At 72.4% G+C, this 20971-nt stretch carries 17 protein-coding genes; 16 read left to right on the top strand and 1 reads right to left on the bottom strand.

What is annotated here, in order from left to right; translation table 11 throughout:
* Positions 1–4 precede the first annotated feature (4 nt).
* The 16 genes from pyrR (at position 5) to ABGB10_RS19380 (ending at position 19298) form a co-directional block, all read left to right on the top strand.
* Positions 5–589, top strand: coding sequence for a bifunctional pyr operon transcriptional regulator/uracil phosphoribosyltransferase PyrR (gene pyrR / locus ABGB10_RS19455; RefSeq protein WP_196922317.1), 585 nt, complete (start codon positions 5–7; stop codon positions 587–589).
* A complete protein-coding gene (locus ABGB10_RS19450; protein WP_347662268.1) occupies positions 586–1512 on the top strand; it encodes an aspartate carbamoyltransferase catalytic subunit in 927 nt (308 codons plus the stop codon). The genes pyrR and ABGB10_RS19450 overlap by 4 nt, the downstream gene beginning before the upstream one ends.
* On the top strand, positions 1509–2786 hold the full coding sequence (locus ABGB10_RS19445; protein ID WP_347662267.1) for a dihydroorotase: 1278 nt from the start codon (positions 1509–1511) through the stop codon (positions 2784–2786). Before ABGB10_RS19450 ends, ABGB10_RS19445 begins: the two co-directional genes overlap by 4 nt.
* A complete protein-coding gene (gene carA / locus ABGB10_RS19440) occupies positions 2786–3949 on the top strand; it encodes a glutamine-hydrolyzing carbamoyl-phosphate synthase small subunit (protein ID WP_347662266.1) in 1164 nt (387 codons plus the stop codon). Before ABGB10_RS19445 ends, carA begins: the two co-directional genes overlap by 1 nt.
* Entirely contained in the window at positions 3942–7289 is a 3348-nt protein-coding gene (carB, locus tag ABGB10_RS19435; RefSeq protein ID WP_347662265.1) for a carbamoyl-phosphate synthase large subunit, read from the top strand. Before carA ends, carB begins: the two co-directional genes overlap by 8 nt.
* Entirely contained in the window at positions 7286–8332 is a 1047-nt protein-coding gene (locus tag ABGB10_RS19430) for a quinone-dependent dihydroorotate dehydrogenase (RefSeq protein WP_347662264.1), read from the top strand. Before carB ends, ABGB10_RS19430 begins: the two co-directional genes overlap by 4 nt.
* A gap of 271 nt (positions 8333–8603) precedes the next feature.
* Positions 8604–9878 carry an adenosylmethionine--8-amino-7-oxononanoate transaminase gene (locus ABGB10_RS19425; protein ID WP_347662263.1) on the top strand — a complete coding sequence of 425 codons (1275 nt, stop codon included), beginning with the start codon at positions 8604–8606 and terminating at the stop codon, positions 9876–9878.
* 62 nt (positions 9879–9940) lie between these two features.
* Positions 9941–10777 (top strand): orotidine-5'-phosphate decarboxylase, encoded by an 837-nt coding sequence (gene pyrF, locus ABGB10_RS19420; RefSeq protein WP_347662262.1) that lies wholly within the window; start codon positions 9941–9943, stop codon positions 10775–10777.
* A gap of 178 nt (positions 10778–10955) precedes the next feature.
* A complete protein-coding gene (gene mihF / locus ABGB10_RS19415) occupies positions 10956–11273 on the top strand; it encodes an integration host factor, actinobacterial type (protein WP_030335662.1) in 318 nt (105 codons plus the stop codon).
* 25 nt (positions 11274–11298) lie between these two features.
* Positions 11299–11832, top strand: a complete 534-nt coding sequence (locus tag ABGB10_RS19410) for a guanylate kinase (protein ID WP_347662261.1) — start codon at positions 11299–11301, stop codon at positions 11830–11832.
* A 64-nt stretch (positions 11833–11896) separates the two neighbouring features.
* On the top strand, positions 11897–12160 hold the full coding sequence (gene rpoZ, locus ABGB10_RS19405; RefSeq protein WP_030335666.1) for a DNA-directed RNA polymerase subunit omega: 264 nt from the start codon (positions 11897–11899) through the stop codon (positions 12158–12160).
* A gap of 14 nt (positions 12161–12174) precedes the next feature.
* A complete protein-coding gene (coaBC, locus tag ABGB10_RS19400) occupies positions 12175–13383 on the top strand; it encodes a bifunctional phosphopantothenoylcysteine decarboxylase/phosphopantothenate--cysteine ligase CoaBC (RefSeq protein WP_347662260.1) in 1209 nt (402 codons plus the stop codon).
* Between the two features lie 87 nt (positions 13384–13470).
* Positions 13471–14664, top strand: coding sequence for a methionine adenosyltransferase (gene metK, locus ABGB10_RS19395; RefSeq protein WP_347662259.1), 1194 nt, complete (start codon positions 13471–13473; stop codon positions 14662–14664).
* Positions 14665–14723: 59 nt separating this feature from the next.
* The gene (locus ABGB10_RS19390; RefSeq protein ID WP_347662258.1) at positions 14724–16640 is read left to right on the top strand and encodes a primosomal protein N'; all 1917 of its coding nucleotides are present in this window, start codon (positions 14724–14726) and stop codon (positions 16638–16640) included.
* 255 nt (positions 16641–16895) lie between these two features.
* On the top strand, positions 16896–17879 hold the full coding sequence (locus ABGB10_RS19385) for an AAA family ATPase (RefSeq protein ID WP_347662257.1): 984 nt from the start codon (positions 16896–16898) through the stop codon (positions 17877–17879).
* Positions 17880–18029: 150 nt separating this feature from the next.
* Positions 18030–19298 (top strand): cytochrome P450, encoded by a 1269-nt coding sequence (locus tag ABGB10_RS19380; RefSeq protein ID WP_347662256.1) that lies wholly within the window; start codon positions 18030–18032, stop codon positions 19296–19298.
* Positions 19299–19409: 111 nt separating this feature from the next.
* Here the strand turns inward: ABGB10_RS19380 and ABGB10_RS19375 are convergent, their stop codons facing one another.
* A complete protein-coding gene (locus tag ABGB10_RS19375) occupies positions 19410–20798 on the bottom strand; it encodes a hypothetical protein (RefSeq protein WP_347662255.1) in 1389 nt (462 codons plus the stop codon).
* Positions 20799–20971: the final 173 nt, after the last annotated feature.

Raw genomic sequence — 20971 nt, 5'->3', positions numbered from 1 at the left:
CGCCGTGGCATACCCACCGGCTGCCCGCTCGTCACCACCGCGACAACCCTCGGTGAAGGTGATCCTCGCCAGCGCCGACGTGCAGCGCGTGGTCGACCGCATCGCCCACCAGATCCTGGAGAAGACCCAGGGTGCCGCCAACACGGTGCTTCTTGGGATTCCCACGAGAGGTACCCCCCTCGCTCGGCGGCTCGCCGACCGGATCAGCACCTTCGAGGACGTCGCCGTTCCCGTCGGTGTGCTCGACATCACCCTCTACCGCGACGACCTGCGCCGGCACGCCACCCGCGCGGTCGGCCCGACCGAGTTGCCGTCCGGCGGCATCGACGGCAAGCGGGTCATCCTCGTCGACGACGTGCTGTTCTCCGGCCGCACCGTCCGGGCCGCGCTCGACGCGCTCAACGACGTCGGCCGCCCGGCTTCCGTGCAACTCGCCGTCCTGGTCGATCGCGGACACCGGGAGCTGCCGATCCGCGCCGACTACGTCGGCAAGAACATCCCGACCTCGCTCGCCGAGAGCGTGAAGGTGACGCTCGCCGAGATCGACGGGACGGACGAGGTCAAGCTGTACGGGGGAACCGCCTCATGATCAAGCATCTGCTCTCCGGTGCGGACCTGGACGCCGCCACCGCCACCGAGATCCTGGACACCGCCGCCGAGATGGCCACCGTCGCCGGCCGGGAGATCAAGAAACTTCCCGCGCTGCGCGGCCGGACCGTGGTGAACCTCTTCTACGAGGACTCCACCCGTACCCGGATCTCGTTCGAGGCGGCGGCGAAGCGACTCAGCGCCGACGTGATCAACTTTTCCGCGAAGGGGTCCAGCGTCACCAAGGGCGAGAGCCTGAAGGACACCGCGTTGACCCTGCAGGCCATGGGCGCCGACGCCGTCGTCGTCCGGCACCCCGCCTCCGGCGCTCCGCACCGACTGGCCAACTGGGTCGACGGGTCGGTCGTCAACGCCGGCGACGGCACCCACGAACACCCCACCCAGGCGCTGCTGGACGCGTACACCATGCGGGCCCGGCTGGGCCGGCTGGCCGGCCTGTCGGTCGCGGTGGTCGGGGACGTGCTGCACTCCCGGGTCGCCCGCTCCAACGTGCTGCTGCTCTCCACCCTCGGCGCCAAGGTCACCCTGGTCGGCCCGCCGACCCTCATCCCGGTCGACATCGTCGGAGCCCTCGCCCCCGGCACCGACGTCTCCTACGACCTCGACTCCGTGCTGCCCGACGTGGACGTGGTGATGATGCTGCGGGTGCAGCGGGAGCGGATGAACGACTCCTACTTCCCCTCCGCGCGCGAGTACGCCCGCCGCTACGGGCTGGACGGCCCTCGGATGCGCCGGCTGCCCGAGCACGCGATCGTCATGCACCCCGGCCCGATGAACCGGGGGATGGAGATCACTCCCGAGGTCGCCGACTCACCCCGCTCCACCATCGTCGAACAGGTCACCAACGGGGTCTCCGTGCGGATGGCTGTCCTTTACCTGCTGCTCGGAGGGAACAACCGGTGAGCGCGTACCTGATCACCAACGTGAGTGTCGTCGGTGGCCCGCCGACCGACCTGCTGATCCGCGACGGCGTGGTCGCCGAGGTCGGCTCCGGCCTGTCCGCGCCGGACGCAGGAGGCGTCGACGGCACCGGGCTGGTCGCCCTGCCCGGCCTCGTCGACCTGCACACCCACCTGCGCGAGCCCGGCCGGGAGGACGCCGAGACCGTCGAGTCCGGCTCCCGCGCGGCGGCCCTGGGCGGCTACACGGCGGTCTGCGCCATGGCGAACACCTCCCCGGTCGCGGACACCGCCGGTGTGGTCGAGCAGGTCTGGCGGCTCGGCCGGGAAGCCGGCCTGGTCGACGTGCAACCGATCGGCGCGGTCACCGTCGGGCTGGCCGGCGAGCGTCTGGCCGAGCTGGGCGCGATGGCCGACTCCGCGGCCCGGGTGCGGATCTTCTCCGACGACGGGCACTGCGTCGCCGACCCGAAGCTGATGCGCCGGGCCCTGGAGTACGTCAAGGCGTTCGACGGGATCATCGCCCAGCACGCCGAGGAGCCCCGGCTCACCGAGGGCGCCCAGATGCACGAGGGCGAGGTCTCCACCCGGCTCGGGCTGATCGGCTGGCCGGCGGTCGCCGAGGAGGCGATCATCGCCCGCGACGTGCTGCTCGCCGAACACGTCGGCAGCCGACTGCACGTCTGCCACGTCTCCACCGCCGGCAGCGTCGAGGTGCTGCGCCAGGCAAAGGCACGCGGGGTCCGCGTCACCGCCGAGGTCACCCCGCACCACCTGCTGCTCACCGACGAGCGTGCGGAGACCTACGACCCGGTCTTCAAGGTCAACCCGCCGCTGCGGACGGCTGCGGACATCGCCGCGCTGCGCGCCGCGCTCGCCGACGGCGTCATCGACATCATCGCCACCGACCACGCCCCGCACGCCGTGGAGGACAAGGAGTGCGAGTGGGCGTACGCCCGGCCGGGGATGCTCGGTCTGGAGACGGCCCTGTCCATCGCGCTCGACGTGCTCGGCCCGGAGTGGGACCTGATCGCCGAGCGGATGTCGCGTACCCCCGCCCGGATCGCGGGGCTGACCGGGCACGGCGTCGACCCGGCACCCGGCGTTCCGGCCAACCTGACCCTGGTCGACCCGGCCGCCCGCCGCACCATCGACCCGGCGGAGCTGGCCAGTCGCAGTCGCAACACCCCGTACGCCCGCATGACGCTGCCGGGTCGCATCGTGGCGACCTTCCTGCGTGGCGAGCCGACGGTCCTGGACGGAAAGGCTGTCAAGTAATGGTCAAGCGCAGACCCGCAATCCTGGTGCTCGAGGACGGGCGCACGTTCCCCGGTGAGGCGTACGGCAGCGTCGGGGAGACCTTCGGCGAGGCGGTCTTCAACACCGGCATGACCGGTTACCAGGAGACGCTCACCGACCCGTCGTACCACCGGCAGGTGGTGGTGCAGACCGCGCCGCACATCGGCAACACCGGCGTCAACGGCGAGGACGACGAGTCCGGCCGGATCTGGGTGGCCGGCTACGTCGTGCGCGACCCGGCCCGGATCGGCTCGAACTGGCGGGCCACCGGCGGTCTCGAGGACCGCCTCGCCACCGAGGGCGTGGTGGGCATCAGTGGGGTGGACACCCGGGCGCTGACCCGGCACCTGCGTGAGCGGGGCGCCATGCGGGTCGGCATCTCCAGCGTCGACAGCGACCCGCAGAGCCTGCTGACCCGGGTCCGCCAGGCGCCGCAGATGGCCGGCGCGGATCTGTCCGCCGAGGTGACCACCGCCGAGCCGTACGTCGTCGAGGCGCTCGGCGAGCACCGGTTCACCGTGGCGGCGCTGGACCTGGGCATCAAGCGCAACGTGCCCCGTCGGCTCGCCACGCGCGGGGTGACCACGCACGTGCTGCCGGCGTCGTCGACCATCGACCAGCTCCTCGCCACCGGCGCCGACGCGATCTTCCTGTCGCCCGGTCCGGGCGACCCGGCCACCGCGGACGCTCCGGTGGCCCTGGCCCGGGAGGCGCTGCGGCGGGAGGTGCCGCTGTTCGGCATCTGCTTCGGCAGCCAGATCCTCGGCCGGGCGCTCGGCTTCGGCACCTACAAGCTGGGCTACGGCCACCGGGGGATCAACCAGCCGGTGCTCGACCGGGCCACCGGCAAGGTCGAGGTGACCAGCCACAACCATGGCTTCGCCGTGCAGGTCCCCGGCTCGGGCAACGGCGCGGTCGTCCCCGACCAGGTGATCGACACCGACTTCGGTGGCGTACGGGTGTCGCACGTCTGCCTCAATGACAACGTGGTCGAGGGGCTGCGGGCCGTGGACGTACCCGCCTTCACGGTGCAGTACCACCCGGAGGCGGCGGCCGGCCCGCACGACGCGGACTACCTCTTCGACCGATTCGCCGAACTCATCGAGGGCCGGACCCACAGCAAGGGGCGCAGCAATGCCTAAGCGGACCGATCTCAAGCACATCCTGGTAATCGGCTCCGGGCCGATCGTCATCGGGCAGGCCTGCGAGTTCGACTACTCCGGTACCCAGGCCTGCCGGGTGCTGCGCAGTGAGGGGATCCGGGTCAGCCTGGTCAACTCCAACCCGGCGACGATCATGACGGACCCGGAGTTCGCCGACGCGACGTACGTCGAGCCGATCACCCCGGAGTTCGTGGAGCTGGTCATCGCCAAGGAACGCCCGGACGCGATCCTGGCGACCCTCGGTGGGCAGACCGCGCTGAACACGGCTGTCGCCCTGCACGAGGGCGGCGTCCTGGAGAAGTACGGCGTGGAGTTGATCGGCGCGAACATCGACGCGATCAACCGCGGCGAGGACCGGCAGCTGTTCAAGGAGATCGTGGCGAAGGCCGGCGTACGGCTGGGTGTCGACGACCCGACCGGGCTGGTGCCCCGCTCCCGGGTCTGCCACTCGATGGAGGAGGTCGAGGCGACCGTCGCCGAGCTGGGTCTGCCGGTGGTGATCCGGCCCTCGTTCACCATGGGTGGCCTGGGTTCCGGCATGGCGCACACCCCGGAGGACCTGGCCCGCATCGCCGGCGACGGGCTCTCCGCCAGCCCGGTGCACGAGGTCCTCATCGAGGAGAGCGTGCTCGGTTGGAAGGAGTACGAACTCGAACTGATGCGCGACCGGCACGACAACGTGGTGGTGGTCTGCTCGATCGAGAACGTCGACCCGATGGGTGTGCACACCGGCGACAGCGTCACCGTGGCCCCGGCCATGACCCTCACCGACCGGGAGTACCAGCGCCTGCGTGACCTGGGCATCGCCGTGCTCCGCGAGGTCGGGGTGGACACTGGTGGCTGCAACATCCAGTTCGCGGTCAACCCGGTCGACGGCCGGATCGTCGTGATCGAGATGAACCCCCGGGTGTCCCGTTCGTCGGCGTTGGCCTCCAAGGCGACCGGCTTCCCGATCGCGAAGATCGCCGCGAAGCTGGCCATCGGCTACACCCTCGACGAGATCCCCAACGACATCACCCTGAAGACCCCGGCGGCCTTCGAGCCGACCCTGGACTACGTGGTGGTGAAGATCCCCCGGTTCGCGTTCGAGAAGTTCCCCGGCGCGGACCCGGAGCTGACCACCACGATGAAGTCGGTGGGCGAGGCGATGAGCCTCGGGCGCAACTTCACCGAGGCGCTGAACAAGGCGATGCGCTCGATGGAAACCAAGGCCGCCGGTTTCTGGACCGTGCCGGACCCGGCCGGCGTCACCCTCGCGGACACTCTCGCCGCGTTGCGGATCCCGCACGACGGCCGGCTGTACACGGTGGAGCGGGCGCTGCGCCTCGGCGCGTCGATCGCCGAGGTCGCCGAGGCCTCGGGCGGGATCGACCCGTGGTTCCTCGACCAGATCGCCGCGCTGATCGAGCTGCGCGCGGAGATCGTGGACGCGCCGGTGCTCGACGCCGACCTGTTGCGGGTGGCGAAGCGGGCCGGCCTGTCCGACCGGCAACTCGCCGCGCTGCGCCCGGAGCTGGCCGCCGAGGACGGCGTACGGACCCTGCGGCACCGCCTCGACGTGCGTCCGGTCTACAAGACGGTGGACACCTGCGCGGCCGAGTTCGAGGCGACCACGCCGTACCACTACTCGACGTACGACCTGGAGACCGAGGTCGTGCCGTCGAACCGGCCGAAGGTGCTGATCCTGGGCTCGGGCCCGAACCGGATCGGCCAGGGCATCGAGTTCGACTACTCCTGTGTGCACGCGGTGCAGGCGCTGCGGGGGGCCGGTTACGAGACGGTCATGGTCAACTGCAACCCGGAGACGGTGTCCACCGACTACGACACCGCCGACCGGCTCTACTTCGAGCCGCTGACCTTCGAGGACGTCGTGGAGGTCTGGCACGCCGAGGACTCGTCCGGGCGGGCGGCCGGCGGGCCGGGTGTGGTCGGGGTGGTCGTTCAGCTCGGTGGGCAGACCCCGCTGGGGTTGGCGCAGCGGCTCAAGGACGCCGGTGTGCCAATCGTCGGCACCTCCCCGGAGTCGATCCACCTGGCCGAGGAGCGGGGCGCGTTCGGCGCGGTGCTGGCTCGGGCCGGGCTGCGCGCGCCCGCGCACGGCATGGCCACCTCGTACGAGGAGGCCAAGACGATCGCCGACGAAATCGGCTACCCGGTGCTGGTCCGGCCGTCGTACGTGCTGGGCGGGCGGGGCATGGAGATCGTCTACGACGACCCGACGCTGCGCGACTACATCGGGCGGGCTACCGACATCTCCCCGGATCACCCGGTGCTGGTGGACCGGTTCCTCGACGACGCCATCGAGATCGACGTGGACGCGCTCTGCGACGCCGACGGCGAGGTCTACATCGGCGGCGTGATGGAGCACATCGAGGAGGCCGGGATCCACTCCGGTGACTCGTCCTGCGCGTTGCCGCCGATCACCCTCGCCGGTTCGCACCTGGCCGAGGTCCGCCGCTACACCGAGGCCATCGCGCGTGGCGTCGGCGTCCGTGGCCTGCTCAACGTGCAGTACGCGCTCAAGGACGACGTGCTCTACGTGCTGGAGGCCAATCCGCGGGCGTCGCGGACCGTTCCGTTCGTCTCCAAGGCGACGGCGGTGCCGCTGGCCAAGGCGGCGGCCCGGATCGCGCTCGGCGCCACCATCGCCGAGCTGCGCGCCGAGGGTCTGCTGCCGGCGACCGGTGACGGGGGCACGATGCCCGCCGACGCGCCGGTCGCGGTCAAGGAGGCGGTGCTGCCGTTCAAGCGTTTCCGGACCCGCTCCGGCAAGGGGATCGACTCGCTGCTCGGGCCGGAGATGAAGTCGACGGGTGAGGTGATGGGCATCGACACCAACTTCGGGCACGCGTTCGCCAAGAGCCAGTCGGCCGCGTACGGCTCGCTGCCGACCGCCGGGAAGATCTTCGTGTCGGTGGCCAACCGGGACAAGCGCGGCATGATCTTCCCGATCAAGCGGCTGGCCGACCTGGGCTTCGAGATCGTCGCGACCGCCGGCACGGCCGAGGTGCTGCGCCGGCACGGCATCGCCTGCGAGCAGATCCGCAAGCACTACCAGGCGGGCGAGGGCGACGACGCGGTGTCGCTGATCGGCGGCGGCCACGTGGCGCTGGTGATCAACACGCCGCAGGGCTCGGGTGCCAGCGCCCGTTCCGACGGCTACGAGATCCGCAGCGCGGCCGTCACCGCGGACATCCCCTGCATCACCACCGTCCCCGGTGCCGCCGCTGCCGTCATGGGCATCGAGGCGCGGCTCCGGGGCGACATGCGGGTACGCCCCCTGCAGGATCTGCACGCCACCCTGCGGGCGGCCCAGTGACCCTGTTCGAGCGGGTCGTACGACCCCGGTTGTTCCGCCTCGGCGGCGGGGACGCCGAGGCGGCGCACGAGTGGACACTGCGGCGGTTGGCCACTGTGTCGCGGCGTCCGGCCGCCCTGGCCGCGCTGCGGGCCCGGTACGCGGTCGACGCGCCGCGCACGGTGTTCGGTGTGCGGTTCCCCAACCCGGTCGGGCTGGCCGCCGGGATGGACAAGGACGGGGCGGCGCTGCCGGCCTGGCCGGCGCTCGGCTTCGGCTTCGTCGAGGTCGGCACGGTCACCGCGCACGCCCAGCCGGGCAATCCCCGGCCGCGGCTGTTCCGCCTGCCGGCCAGCGAGGCGGTGGTCAACCGGATGGGCTTCAACAACGCCGGCGCCGCCGCGTTGGCCGCCCGGCTGGCGGCGCTGCCGCGCCCGCTCGGGGTGCCGCTGGGCATCTCGCTCGGCAAGTCCAAGGTGACCCCGCTCGACGAGGCGGTCGAGGACTACCTCGCCTCGTACCGGGCGTTGCGCGGGCACGGTGACTACTTCGTGGTGAACGTGTCCTCACCGAACACTCCGGGCCTGCGCTCGTTGCAGGATCGCGCCCACCTGGACGCGCTGCTCGGCGCGCTGGTGGGGGAGAAGCCGGTGCTGGTCAAGATCGCCCCTGATCTGACCGAGGCGGCGATCGCCGAACTGCTGGAGGTCTGCCTGGCTCGAGGCGCCGCCGGGGTGATCGCCACCAACACCACCCTGGCCCGTACCGGGCTGGCTTCGGCGGACGTCGAGCGCGGCGCCCAGGCCGGTGGTCTCTCCGGTCGTCCGCTCACCGGGCGCGCTCGGGAGGTGGTCGCCTTCGTGCACTCCGAGACCGGCGGCCGGCTACCGATCGTCGGTGTCGGCGGGGTGCTCGACCCGGACGACGCGGCGCGGATGTTCGATGCCGGCGCCGCACTGGTCCAGCTCTACACCGGTTTCATCTACCGGGGTCCGGCCCTGGTCCGTGCCGTCGCCCGCGCGTCGGCCACGACGGCGGCACCGGATCGGGTCGCCGGCCGGTGACCGTACCCGGCGTGGTGCCGGCTCGGCCCAACCCGGCGCCGAGCCGGCTTCCCGCCAGGGAGCCCACCCCCGCTACGGACCCTTTGCTCTGCACCCGTGGGTGCACCACCTTCGCCCGGTCGCTCTGCACCCGTGGGTGCGTCACCCCGGGGCGCGGCACCCGGCCACCGGGTGTCGCGCCCGCGGGTGCAGAGCAAAGGCGGCGACGGAGTGGTTCGACCGGCCGCGGGACGTCCGCCGTGCGGCCGCTTCACGCCCGAGAGGAGTACGTGTGACCCCCGAGGAGATCCTGGCCGCCGACCGGGCCCACGTCTGGCATCCGTACGCGGCACTGCCACCGGCGAACCCGCCCTACGTGGTGCGCAGCGCCGAGGGCGTACGGCTGCGGCTGGCCGACGGGCGTGAGTTGGTGGACGGGATGTCGTCCTGGTGGGCGGCGATCCACGGGTACCGGCACCCGGTGCTGGACGCGGCGGTCACCGACCAGCTCGGTCGGATGAGCCACGTGATGTTCGGCGGGCTCACCCACGAGCCCGCCGTGCAGCTCGCCCGCACCCTGGTCGAGCTGACACCGGAGGGCCTGGAGCACGTGTTCCTGGCCGACTCCGGGTCGGTGAGCGTCGAGGTGGCGGTGAAGATGTGCCTGCAGTTCCAGCGGGCCGTCGGGCAGCCGCAGCGGCGCCGGTTGGCGACCTGGCGGGGCGGCTACCACGGTGACACGTTCCACCCGATGAGCGTCTGCGACCCGGAGGGCGGGATGCACCACCTCTGGGGCGACGTGCTGCCCCGACAGGTGTTCGCCCCGGTGCCGCCGGGCGGCTTCGACGACCCACCCGACGACGCCTACGTGGCGGCGTTGGTGGAGACCGTCGAGCGGCACGCCCACGAACTGGCCGCCGTGGTCGTCGAGCCGGTCGTCCAGGGCGCCGGCGGGATGCGCTTCCACCACCCGGGTTACCTCCAGGTGCTGCGTGAGGTGACCCGCGCCAACGGGGTGCTGCTGATCTTCGACGAGATCGCCACCGGGTTCGGCCGTACCGGTGCGATGTTCGCCGCCGAGCACGCCGGGGTGACCCCGGACGTGCTGTGCGTGGGCAAGGCGCTCACCGGAGGCTACCTGACGCTCGCGGCGACGCTCTGCACCCCGGAGGTCGCCCGGGGCATCTCCGCCGCCGGTGTGCTGGCACACGGACCCACGTTCATGGGCAACCCCCTGGCCTGCGCGGTGGCCAACGCCTCCATCGGCCTGCTGCGGGCCGGGGACTGGGCCGGGCAGGTCGCCAGGGTCGGCGCCGGCCTGCGCGCCGGCCTGGAGCCGCTGCGCGGTACGCCGGGCGTTGCCGACGTGCGGGTGCTCGGCGCGATCGGGGTGGTCCAGCTCGATCACGAGGTCGACCTCGGCGCGGCCACCACGGCCGCGGCCGAGCGGGGGGTGTGGCTGCGCCCGTTCCGCGATCTGGTCTACACGATGCCGCCGTACGTCACCGACGACGCCGACCTTGCCCGGATCGCGTCCGGCGTGGCGGCGGCCGTGGCGGCCGGCTGACCCCCACGGGTACCCCCGGGAGGCGCGTCGCCGCCCGGACGAGAAGAGAGAGGGAGCACCGGATGGAGAGCTTCGGAACCCGGCTGCACCGGGCGGTCGCCGAGCGGGGGCCGCTCTGTGTGGGCATCGACCCGCATCCCGGTCTGCTGGCCAGTTGGGGCCTCGCCGACGACCTTCAGGGCCTTGACCGCTTCACCCGGACCGTCGTGGAAGCCCTCGGTGACCGGGTTGCGGTGGTCAAGCCTCAGTCGGCCTTTTTCGAGCGGTTCGGGTCCCACGGCGTGGCCATTCTTGAGTCAACTATCCGACAGTTACGAGATGCTGGCTCGCTCGTTCTCCTCGACGTGAAACGCGGCGACATCGGTTCGACGGTGAGCGCGTACGCCTCCGCGTACCTTGATCCATCCAGCCCGTTGTATGTCGACGCGGTCACCGCGAGCCCCTACCTCGGCGTCGGTTCGCTGGCGCCGATGTTCGAACTGGCCGCCGAGCACGGCGGCGGGGTGTTCGTACTGGCTCTCACCTCCAACCCCGAGGGAGCGGCCGTGCAGCGGGCCCGTACGGCCGACGGCCGCACCGTGGCGCAAACCGTGATCGACGAGATTTCCCAGCTCAACAGTGGTGCGAGCCCGCTCGGGAGCTTCGGTCTGGTGGTCGGGGCGACCATCGGCGACACCGGTCACGACCTCTCCGGCGTAGGGGGTCCGCTACTCGCCCCGGGCCTCGGCGCGCAGGGTGCCGGGGCAGCCGATCTGCGGACCGTCTTCGGTTCGAGCCTCGCCTCGGTGCTCCCGTCGTACTCCCGGGAGGTGCTCTCGGCAGGCCCCGACGTCGCTGCCCTGCGGGCCGCTGCGGACCGGGTTCTGGCCGACTGCCGGGCCGTTCTGCCTGCCCGCTGACTGACTGACGGGTCGGTCACTTTCCGTTGATCATGGGCCCCCCACGTTGCCGAAAGCTCCGTTGACCGCTAGTTTTCCCCGCGCTGGGAACCACGGACCCCTTGGTTCACAGCGACACCACGTTTCACAGATGCGGCGGTGCGCCCCGCCCGCCGCGATAGGGACCTGAGGAGAACTGGTGCCGCTCCCGTCACTGACCCCCGAACAACGCGCTGCCGCGCTCGAGAAGGCCGCGGAGATCCGCAAGGCCCGTGCTCAGCTGAAGGAGCAGCTCAAGCAGGGCAAGACCACCCTCGGTGCTGTCCTTGAGCGCGCCGAGAGCGACGACGTCGTCGGCAAGCTCAAGGTTTCGGCCGTCCTGCAGGCCATGCCGGGCATCGGCAAGATCCGGGCTACCCAGATCATGGAGAAGCTCAAGATCGCCGACAGCCGTCGCCTGCGTGGCCTCGGCGAGCAGCAGCGCAAGGCACTGCTTGGAGAGTTCGCCGCCAACTGAACCTGGCAGCGTGTAGAAACAAGCAGTGAGCACGGATGACGAGGCGCGCCCGGCGGCTCGGCTCACTGTCCTGGCTGGACCTTCGGGTTCCGGCAGGGAGAGTGTCGTCGAGCTCGTCCGGGCGCGTTCTCCGTCCGTGTGGTTGCCCGTGCCGGCGACCACGCGGCCGCGCCGCGAGTCGGAGGTCGACGGGGTCGACCGCGTCTTCCTCGCCCCGGCCGAGTTCGATCGCCGGCTCGTCGCGGGCGAGCTGTTGGAGTGGTCCCGGATCGGCTCGTACCGCCGGGGCACCCCGTATCCACCGCTGCGTGCCCGGCTCGACGCCGGGCAGCCGGTGTTGCTCCCGCTCGACCTGCCCGGTGCGCCGCTGGTACGCGCGCGGTTGCCCGACTCCCGGCTGGTGCTGCTGAGCCCACCGGGTTACCGACCCGACGCCCTGGTGGCGGCGGCCTTCGAGCACACGCTGACGCACGACCTCACCGAGCGGGTCGTCGAAGAGCTGGTAGGCTTACTCGGTTCTTCTTATCCGGATCCGACCTGGTCGCGCGTGCGTGGCTGACGGTCGGCCGCTGTTGAGACTCAGCACCGCGTCCGCGCGGCTCGAAAGACGCAGAGGTTAATTCGTGGGATCCATCGCCAACCCCGAAGGCATCACCAACCCGCCGATCGACGAGCTCCTCGAGAAGACGACGTCGAAGTACGCGCTGGTCATCTTCGCCGCCAAGCGCGCGCGCCAGGTCAACGCCTACTACAGCCAGCTCGGTGAGGGTCTGCTGGAGTACGTCGGCCCGCTCGTCGAGACCACCCCCCAGGAGAAGCCCCTCTCCATCGCCATGCGCGAGATCAACTCGGGCCTGCTCACCGCCGAGCCGACCGACCAGCCGTAAGCACTCGCTGGCCGATGTCCGCCTCGATCGTCCTCGGGGTCGGCGGCGGCATCGCCGCCTACAAGGCGTGCGAGCTGCTGCGACTCTTCACCGAATCCGGTCACCGGGTTCGGGTCGTGCCGACCGCGTCGGCGCTCCGGTTCGTCGGGGCGCCGACCTGGGCGGCGCTCTCCGGCCAGCCGGTCGCCGACGACGTCTGGACCGACGTCCACGAGGTGCCGCACGTCCGCCTCGGTAAGCAGGCCGATCTGGTGGTGGTCGCGCCGACCACCACCGATTTGCTCGCGAAGGCCGCGCACGGGCTCGCCGACGACCTGTTGACCAACACCCTGCTGACCGCCCGCTGCCCGGTGCTGCTGGCTCCGGCCATGCACACCGAGATGTGGGAGCACCCGGCCACCGTGGCCAACGTCGCCACGCTGCGCGCCCGGGGCGTGCGGGTCATCGACCCCGCCGTGGGCCGGCTCACCGGCGCCGACACCGGCAAGGGGCGGCTGCCCGACCCGGCGGAGATCTTCGCCGTCGCCCGGCAGGTGCTGGCCCGGGGCGGCTCCGCCCCCGCCGACCTGGCCGGCCGTCGCGTGCTCGTCACCGCGGGTGGCACCCGGGAGCCGCTGGACCCGGTCCGCTTCCTGGGTAACCGCTCCTCCGGCAAGCAGGGGTACGCGTTCGCCCGCGCGGCGGTCGCCCGGGGTGCCCAGGTCACCCTGATCGCCGCCAACGTCTCCCTTCCCGACCCCGCCGGCGTCGACCTGATCCGGGTGGGCACCACGGCCGAGCTGCGGGAGGCGACGGTGCAGGCCGCCGTCGAGGCCGACGCGGTGGTGATGGCGGCGGCTCCGGCCGATTTCCGGCCGGCGACGTACGCGCCTGGCAAAATCAAGAAGTCGGACGATGGTGTCGCGCCCACCATCGAGCTCGTGACGAATCCCGACATCGCGGCGGAGCTCGGCCAGCGCAAGCGACCGGGGCAACTGTTGGTGGTGTTCGCCGCCGAGACCGGCGACGCCGAGGCCAACGGTCGGGCGAAACTCACCCGGAAGCGGGCCGACCTCATCGTGATCAACGAGGTCGGTCCGGACCTGGTCTTCGGCGCCGACACCAACACGGTGACGGTCATCGGCGCGGACGGCTCGGTCGCCCAGCTGCCCGAGCAGGCCAAGGAGTCCGTGGCCGACGCGGTGTGGGATCTCGTCGTGGCGAGGCTGCCCGGCAGTTCCTGACGGGTGGTAAAGGGCGCGACCGATCCCGACACCGGCCGCAGTGGTGATTAGACTGCCGCGGAACGACCTCACACGCTTAGGAGTGCCGTGACACGCCGTCTCTTCACGTCCGAATCGGTCACGGAAGGCCACCCGGACAAGATCGCCGACCAGATCAGCGATGGCATCCTCGACGCGCTGCTGGCCGAGGATCCGCACAGCCGGGTGGCGGTGGAAACCATGATCACCACTGGCCAGGTGCACATCGCCGGTGAGGTGACCACCAAGGCGTACGCCGACATCCCGACCATCGTCCGCCGGACCATCCTCGACATCGGTTACGACTCGTCGAAGAAGGGTTTCGACGGCGCCTCCTGCGGGGTCAGCGTCTCCATCGGCGCACAGTCCGAGGACATCGCTCAGGGCGTGGACAACGCCTTCGAGCTGCGGACCGGGGCGTCGGAGAGCGCGCTGGACGCGCAGGGCGCCGGCGACCAGGGCATGATGTTCGGCTTCGCCTGCTCCGAGACGCCGGAGCTGATGCCGCTGCCGATCGCCCTCGCGCACCGACTGGCCCGCCGGCTCGCCGCGGTCCGCAAGGACGGCACGATCCCCTACCTGCGCCCGGACGGCAAGACCCAGGTCACCATCGAGTACGAAGGGCTGCGCCCGATCCGGCTGAACACCGTCGTCGTGTCCAGCCAGCACGCCGCGGACATCTCCCTGGACTCGCTGCTCACCCCGGACGTGCGCGACCACGTCATCGCCCCCGAGCTGGAGAGCCTCGGCCTGGACACCGACGGCTACCGGCTGCTGGTCAACCCGACCGGCCGGTTCGAGATCGGCGGCCCGATGGGTGACGCCGGGCTGACCGGCCGCAAGATCATCGTGGACACCTACGGCGGGTACGCCCGCCACGGCGGTGGCGCGTTCTCCGGCAAGGACCCGTCGAAGGTGGACCGGTCGGCCGCGTACGCCATGCGCTGGGTCGCCAAGAACGTGGTCGCCGCCGGTCTGGCCGAGCGGTGCGAGGCGCAGGTCGCCTACGCCATCGGCAAGGCGCACCCGGTCAGCCTGTTCATCGAGACGTTCGGCACCGAGACCGTGCCGGTCTCCTCGATCGAGAAGGCCGTCACCGAGGTGTTCGACCTGCGCCCGGCCGCGATCATCCGGGACCTCAACCTGCTCCGCCCGATCTACCAGCAGACCGCCGCGTACGGCCACTTCGGCCGCGAGTTGCCGGACCTGACCTGGGAGAGCACCGACCGGGCCGCCGACCTCAAGTCGGCCGCGGGAGCCTGACCGCCACCAGGCGTAGCGACCGGCGACCCGCGGACGGGTCGCCGGTCGCGCGCGTCTGCGTGGATGTCCCGCTGGCGCACCTGGACCGGCCGTTCGACTACCTGGTGCCAGCCGAGCTGGACGAGGTGGCGGTGCCCGGCACCCGGGTCAAGGTGCGTTTCGCCGGGCAACTCGTCGACGGGTGGTTGCTGTCCCGCGCCGACGACTCCGGGCACACCGGCCGTCTCGCGTACCTGGAGAAGGTGGTCTCGCCGGAACCGGTGCTGGCACCCGAGATCGCCCGGCTGGCCCGCGCGGTCGCCGACCGGTACGCGGGCAACCTCGCCGACGTGCTCCGGCTCGCCGTGCCGCCCCGGCACGCGCGGGTGGAGAAGGAGCCTCGCGACGACCAGCCCGCTCCGGCGGCGGTCGCCGAGGACGCGCTGGTCGACCCGCGCGGCTGGCAGGACTACCCGACCGGTCCCGCGCTGCTGCGGGCGCTCACCGACGGGCGGGCTCCCCGCGCGGTCTGGTCGGCGCTGCCGGGCGAGGACTGGGCGGCCCGCTACGCCGACGCGGTCGCCGCCACCGTGGCCGGGGGGCGCGGCGCGGTCGTCGTGGTGCCCGACGCCCGCGACCTCGACCGGCTGGACGCCGCGCTCACCGCCGTCCTCGGGCCGGGGCGGCACGTCAGCCTCACCGCCGCGCTCGGGCCGGCGCGCCGCTACCGAGCCTTCCTCGCCGCCCGCCGGGGACAGGTGCCGGTGGTGATCGGCACCCGGGCGGCGATGTTCGCCCCGGTGGACCGCCTCGGTCTGGTCGCCGTCTGGGACGACGGCGACGACCTGCACTCCGAACCCCGGGCCCCCTACCCACACGCCCGGGACGTGCTGCTCACCCGTGGCCAGCTCGCCGAGGCCGGGGCGCTGATCGGCGGTTACGCGCGTAGCGCCGAGGCGCAACTGCTGCTGGAGACCGGTTGGGCTCGGGAGGTGGTCGCCGACCGCGCGACCGTGCGGGCGCGCATCCCGGCCATCGCGCCGACCGGCGACGACCCCCAACTGGCCCGTGACCCCGGGGCCGCCACCGCCCGGCTGCCCAGCCTGGCCTGGACGGCCGCCCGCGACGCCCTGCGGCAGGACCTGCCGGTGCTGGTGCAGGTGCCCCGGCGCGGCTACCTGCCGTCGATCTCCTGCGCCGACTGCCGTACCCCGGCGCGCTGCGCGCACTGTGCCGGCCCGCTCGCGCTGCCCTCGGCCGGCGGCACCCCGGCCTGCCGGTGGTGCGCTCGGGTGGCCGCCGCGTACGCCTGCCCGGAGTGCGGTGGGCGGCGGCTGCGGGCGGCGGTGACGGGTGCCCGGCGGACCGCCGAGGAACTGGGCCGGGCGTTCCCGGGCGTGCCGGTACGCACCTCCGGGCGCGAGGAGGTGCTGACCGACGTACCCGGCGGCGCGGCCCTGGTCGTGGCCACGCCCGGTGCCGAACCGGTCGCCGAGGGCGGCTACGGCGCGGTGCTGCTGCTCGACTCGTGGGCCCTGCTGACCCGGGCCGACCTGCGTGCCGGCGAGGAGGCGCTGCGTCGCTGGCTGGCTGCGGCGGCGCTGGCCCGACCGGCCCCGGCCGGGCGGGTGGTGGTGGTCGCCGACGGCGCGCTCGCCCCGGTGCAGGCGCTGCTGCGCTGGGACGCGGGCTGGTTCGCCGGCCGGGAGCTGGCCGAGCGCCGGGAGTTGGGCTTCCCCCCGGCCGTCCGGATGGCGAGCGTCACCGGCCCGGCCGAGGCGGTGGCGGACCTGCTCACCGCGGCCCGGCTGCCCGAGGACGCCGAGGTGCTCGGGCCGGTGCCGGCCGAGGAGGGTCGGGAGCGGATGCTGGTCCGGGTGCCCCGGGCCCGGGCTGCCGCGCTCGCCGAGGCGCTGCACTCGGCGGCCGGCGCTCGCGCCGCCCGCAAGGCCGCCGACCCGGTCCGTCTCCAGGTCGACCCGCTGAGCCTGTTCTGAGGAGTTTCGGCTGGTGTCGGCGGTGGCGGGCCTCGCCCGTCGGAAGGGCCCCCGCACACCGCGTCCGGCAGGGGGGTGGCGCCGGAGTGGTAGCATCGCCCGTCATGCCGAGGCGTACGGCGGCTCCAGGTCGCGACGGAGCGTCAGACGCGCCGAGTTGGGGCCGCCGCGGGTTGGCGCGACGATGGCGGGAACGCGTCGGTCGGACGCGGTGTCGATGATGTCAATGAGCCGGTGATCAGGGGTGGACAAGTCGTGACCGTTGGACAATCGATCGTCTTCAACGGCGACCTCGGCAGCGGCAAGAGCACCGTGTCGGTCGAGATCGCCAAGCGGCTCGGGATGCGCCGGGTCAGCGTGGGAGACCTCTACCGGGAGATGGCGCAGCAGCGGCAGATGACCGCTCTGCAACTCAATCTGCACGCCGAGCTCGACCAGGCCGTCGACGGCTACGTCGACCAGCTCCAGCGGGACATCGCCGCCTCCGGTGAGCGCCTCGTCATGGACTCCCGGCTGGCCTGGCACTTCTTCACCGACGCGCTCAAGGTCCACATGATCACCGAACCGGGCGAGGCGGCCCGTCGGGTGCTCGCCCGGCCCTCCGGTCCGGCGGAGAGCTACGCCTCACTGGAGGAGGCCAAGGCCAAGCTCCGGGAGCGCAGCGCCAGCGAGCGCAGCCGGTTCATCATCCGTTACGGGGTGGACAAGGCCCGACTGCGCAACTACGACCTGATCTGTGACACCACCCGGGCGACCGCCACCGAGGTGATCGAGCACATCGTCGCCGCGTACGAGGGGACGCTCGGCGCTGAGGTGCTGCGGGACGCGCCACCGCTGCTGCTGCTGGACCCGGCCCGCGTCTACCCGACCGAGGACATCGCCACCCTGCGGGGTCTGTGGGACACCGACTTCGTCGGTGACGTGGCCGAGGCCGGCGACGAGGCCCTCGAACCGCTGAAGATCGGGTTCACCGGCGAGTACTTCTTCGTGGTCGACGGTCACCGCCGGCTCAGCGCCGCCCTGCAGAACGGGTTCTCCCTGGTCCCCGCCCAGTTGGTCGCCGAGGTCGACGAGCCGGTCGTGGGTGGGATGACGGCGATCGACTACTTCGCCGCCCAGGTCCGTCCCGGCCTGGTCTACGACTGGGAGGCGGCCCACAAGATCCAGCTTCCGCTGCCCGAGCCCGCGCTGCTCCGCGGCGACGCGGTGCTCGCCGGGGACCCGGCCGTCGGCGCCTGAGTCCTGGGCGCCCGCGCCTGAGCCCTGGGTGCCGACGCCGAGCCGTCCGTGCCTGACCCCTCGGCGTCGACCGCACGGCGTCGAGGGCTGCCGGATCGCGGCCGCACCGGGATGATGGAACCTCCGACGCATCGACGGGGGAGGCCGGCCGTGGAAGCTGCCGAAGCGTTCACACTGCTCATGTCGCCGCAGGGGCGCGTCGACCCGTACCCGACGTACGAGCGGCTGCGCGCCCACGGGCCCGTGGTGCAGGCGTCGCCGGGCCTGTACGTGGTGACCGGTTACCCGGAGGCCGACGAGCTGTTGCGCGACCCCCGGCTCGGGGTGCTCGACGACGCGCTACGTGACCAGGTCTGGCCGAACTGGCGGCAGAGCCCCGCAGTGTCGTCGATCGCGCGGTCCATGCTGCGGACCAACCCGCCCGACCACAGCCGGATGCGTCGGCTGGCCGCGGGGGCGTTCAGCCCGCGCCGGATCGCCGGGATGCGCGACGTGGTGCGGGCTCAGGCCGAGGAACTGCTCGACGTGATGGTCTCCCGTGCCGCGGGCGGCGCTCCGGTCGACATCCTGGCCGACTTCGCGTACCCGCTGCCGGTCGGGGTGATCTGCGCGCTGCTCGGCGTACCCGCGGCCGACCGGCCGCTGTTCCGCCGTTGGGCCGGTGACCTGACCGGGGTGCTGGAACCGGAGATAACCCCCGAGGAGTTGACGGTCGCCGACGCGGGCGCCTCCGAGCTGCGCGACTACTTCGTCGAGCTGATCGCCGCCCGGCGGCGGGCACCGGCCGACGACCTGACCACCGCGCTGGTCCAGGTGCACGACGCCGACGGCGACCGGCTCACCGGCGACGAACTGCTGGCCAACCTGGTGGTGCTGCTGGTGGCCGGCTTCGAGACCACCACCAACCTGCTCGGCAACGGTCTCGTCGTGCTGCTGCGTCACCCGGCCGCCGCCGCCGAGCTGCGGGCCGATCCCGCGCTCGCCCCGGCGTACGTCGAGGAACTGCTGCGCTACGACTCGCCGGTGCAGTTGACCACCCGGACCAGCACGGCGCCGGTGCGCTGCGGCGGGCTCGACCTTCCGGCCGGCAGCACGGCGCTGCTGCTGCTCGGCGCGGCGAACCGCGACCCGCGCCGGTTTCCCGACCCGCAGCGTTTCGACCCGACTCGTGAGCAGGCGCACCCGCTGTCCTTCGGCGCCGGCCCGCACTACTGCCTCGGCGCCGGCCTGGCACGGCTGGAGGCGCAGTTGGCCATCCCGATGCTGCTGCGCCGCCTCCCCGAGTTGGCTCTGATCGAGCCGCCCCGGCACCGGACCCGGCTGACCCTGCGCGGCTACCAGAGCCTGCTGGTGACGCTGGGCACACCGGCCGTCGCCGATCGAGGTGCGCCGGCCGGCACGCGGCCGAGCGCTCCGTAGGCGGGTACCCGGCCGCCGCCTGAGCCCAGCCCAGCGAAGGGCCGGGCCGGCACGCGGGATGCGCACCGGCCCGGCCTTTCAAGGGAGACGACGGCGGGTAGCCGAGCTTCCTCAGCCGAGGACCACGCCCGAGGCGCCGACGCCGGCCATGCCCGAGAAGATGTCCTCGTAGTAGAACCGCCAGGCGCAGACCCGGCCGGTGGTGACGTAGCCCGTACAGGCCGTCGACGTGTTGGTGTCGTCGATGGCGGTGTTGGTGCCGGTGGCCCAGACCTGGAGGGTGTTCGCCGCGTTCACGATCTCCACCGGGCCACCGCTGTCGCCCTGGCCGACGGCATTGGTGCGGGTGGTGTTCTCCGCCTGGACCTGGCCGCAGACCTGGCCGAAGTCGCGCACGTTGATGCACAGGTTGCGGGCCTTCACCTGGATCGAGCAGCGGGTGCCGGAGTACGCGCCGGAGGTGCACACGAAGTTGCCGACCTGGCTGGCCGACGCGCCGATCACCTGGTTGCTGAACTCACTGACCACCTGGCCGGCGGCGTTCGTGCTGTTGTTGAAGACCCGGCCACCCGAGCTGCCCGACAGCAGCAGGGTGTCGGTGCCGGCGTTGCGGGTGCCGACGATGCCCATCGACTGGCCGGTCGGGTCGGTCGCGGCGTTGTTGATGTTGCCGCAGTGCGCGGCGGAGAGTATCCGCGCGGCCCCACCCTGGAAGACCCCGAAGCCGGTTGAGCAGCCGCCGCCGGTGGTGGCATTGCGCCAGGCGGCGCCGCCCCACCACGGCGCCGTGTCGTCCCATCGGGTGGCGGGCGAGGCGGCGACGCCGGTCTGCACGGTCACCGGTACGCCGGCGAGGGCCGTCGCACCGAGGAACCCGTCCTGCGTACCGACGAGCAGGCCGGCGCCGTCCGCGCGCGGCCCGACCGTGGTGATCTCGTCGCCCGCCTTGGCCCGTAGGCGGTCGGCCGCGGCGATGAGTTCCCGCTGGGAGTACGGCGCGGGCAGCACCTGGGTCGCGACGGTGGCCCGGGCGTCGGCTACCAGGTTGGCCGGCGGCTCACCCTTCCAGTAGACCTGGAGCTGCCGATTCGTGGGGTCGGCGACGACACCGGCGAAGCCGGATCTCGCGCTGCGCTCCGCCGCGTTCGTGATCCGGGCGGCGGCGGTGTTCATCCGCTGCTGCAAGCGGAGCAGCTCCGCCCAGGAGGCGAATCCGCCGGGCACCGGAGCGTTGTCGACGAACGATCCGGTGCTCGCGGCCTTGCCGCCCGTGGCGGCGGTGCCAGCATTGCCGCCCGTGGCGGCGGTGCCAGCATTGCCGCCCGTGGCGGCGGTGCCAGCATTGCCGCCCGTGGCGGCGGTGCCAGCATTGCCGCCCGGTGCGGCGGTGGCCGGTGCGGCGGTCACTCCCGCGACGAGCAGCGTGAGGCCGAACGCGGTGACGGCGACGCGACGCAGCATCGTCGTGGACCGTCGGACGGTCGGGTGTGGACGGGTCATCAGGTACCTCTTCCCCCAGGGATCGTGGAGCGGGTCGAACCCGCACCGGGACGGTGACACGGGATGTCGGCTCCGCGTCGCGCATCCTGGACGGCACTGGACAGCGCCGGACATCGTCGGACGATCAGCGGTCCGAAGTGGATCTGTCAGACATCGGCGGCTGCCTATCTATC

The sequence above is a fragment of the Micromonospora sp. B9E7 genome, from assembly GCF_039871815.1.
In the GTDB taxonomy this organism is placed as follows: domain Bacteria; phylum Actinomycetota; class Actinomycetes; order Mycobacteriales; family Micromonosporaceae; genus Micromonospora.
Note: the sequence above shows the minus strand (reverse complement) of the source record. Positions and strands in the feature narration are given on the sequence as shown.

Bases quoted from the DNA above. Each gene is read 5' to 3' on its own strand.
- pyrF (WP_347662262.1), top strand. From the start codon at position 9,941: ATGGAGAGCTTCGGAACCCGGCTGCACCGGGCGGTCGCCGAGCGGGGG.
- carA (WP_347662266.1), top strand. From the start codon at position 2,786: ATGGTCAAGCGCAGACCCGCAATCCTGGTGCTCGAGGACGGGCGCACG.
- ABGB10_RS19375 (WP_347662255.1), bottom strand. From the start codon at position 20,798: ATGACCCGTCCACACCCGACCGTCCGACGGTCCACGACGATGCTGCGT.
- coaBC (WP_347662260.1), top strand. From the start codon at position 12,175: ATGTCCGCCTCGATCGTCCTCGGGGTCGGCGGCGGCATCGCCGCCTAC.
- ABGB10_RS19450 (WP_347662268.1), top strand. From the start codon at position 586: ATGATCAAGCATCTGCTCTCCGGTGCGGACCTGGACGCCGCCACCGCC.
- carB (WP_347662265.1), top strand. From the start codon at position 3,942: ATGCCTAAGCGGACCGATCTCAAGCACATCCTGGTAATCGGCTCCGGG.